At 69.3% G+C, this 1303-nt stretch carries 1 protein-coding gene; it reads left to right on the forward strand.

Going from position 1 to position 1303, the window contains the following annotated elements; genetic code table 11:
* Positions 1 to 1303, forward strand: a 1303-nt coding sequence (locus tag ABD256_RS44110; RefSeq protein WP_344432390.1) for an acyl carrier protein, incomplete at both ends; no start/stop codon positions are given.

The following is a 1303-nucleotide window of genomic DNA, read 5'->3' on the forward strand; positions in this document are numbered from 1 at the left end:
GACTCCCCGCGCTGACCGAACAGACCGCACTCGGCCTGTTCGACACCGCACTGCACACCTCACGACCGGTCGTGATCACCACCCAGATCGACACCACAGTCCTTCGCGACGCACCACCACTCCTGCACACCCTCGCCCCACCCAAAACCACCCTGACACCCGAACCCGCTCACCCCAGCCTGGCCGTTCTCGGCGCAGCGGAACGGAAACGCGCGCTGCTCGACATCGTGCGGACGAGGGTCGCCGCGGTGCTCGGGCACTCCTCCGCCACCGACATCGAACCCGATCGTGCCTTCCGGGAACTCGGCTTCGACTCGCTCGCCGCGACCGAACTCCGCAACCAGCTCAACACCGCCACCGGGCTCCGGCTCCCGGCCACCCTCGTGTTCGACTACCCCACCTCCGAAGCGGTCGCCGAATACCTGGACGCTCGGCTCTCCGGAACCGAAACCCCCGTGGTCACCGCGGTGGCGGAGCGCCCCGTGGCGGACGAGCCGATCGCGATCGTCGGGATGGCGTGCCGGTATCCCGGCGGGGTCACCTCCCCGGAAGACCTGTGGCAGCTCGTGGTCGACGGCGTGGAAACGGTTTCGGAGTTCCCCGCCGACCGCGGCTGGGACCTCGGCGCGCTGTACCACCCGGAACCCGGCCAGGACGGCAAGAGCTACACCCGCCGGGGCAGCTTCCTCTACGACGGAGCGGAATTCGACCCTGGTTTCTTCGGGATCTCGCCTCGCGAGGCGCGGTACATGGACCCGCAGCAGCGGCTGCTGCTGGAGACCTCGTGGGAGGCGCTGGAGCGGGCGGGTATCGACCAGAGCACGCTGAAGGGAAGCAGGACCGGTGTGTTCGCCGGGGTGATGTACCACGATTACGCGTTGAGCGCCGCATCGTCGGGCACCAGCGGCGGCAGCGTGATCTCCGGCCGGATCGCCTACTCCTTCGGCTTCGAGGGGCCCGCGGTCACCGTGGATACCGCGTGCTCGTCCTCGCTGGTCGCACTCCACCTGGCGGCGCAGTCGCTGCGGGCGGGTGAATGCTCCCTCGCGTTGGCAGGCGGCGTCACGATGATGGCCACGCCGGGGATGTTCGTGGAGTTCAGCAGGCAGCGCGGGTTGTCCGCGGACGGCCGGTGCAAGTCCTTCGCGGGTGCGGCGGATGGTGTCGGCTGGTCCGAAGGCGCCGGGGTGTTGTTGGTGGAGCGGCTGTCGGATGCGGTGGCGAGGGGGCATCGGGTGTTGGCGGTGGTGCGGGGTTCGGCGGTGAATTCCGATGGTGCGTCGAATGGCCTGACGGCGCCGAA

It is taken from the genome of Amycolatopsis minnesotensis (assembly GCF_039529815.1).
In the GTDB taxonomy this organism is placed as follows: Bacteria; Actinomycetota; Actinomycetes; order Mycobacteriales; family Pseudonocardiaceae; genus Amycolatopsis; species Amycolatopsis minnesotensis.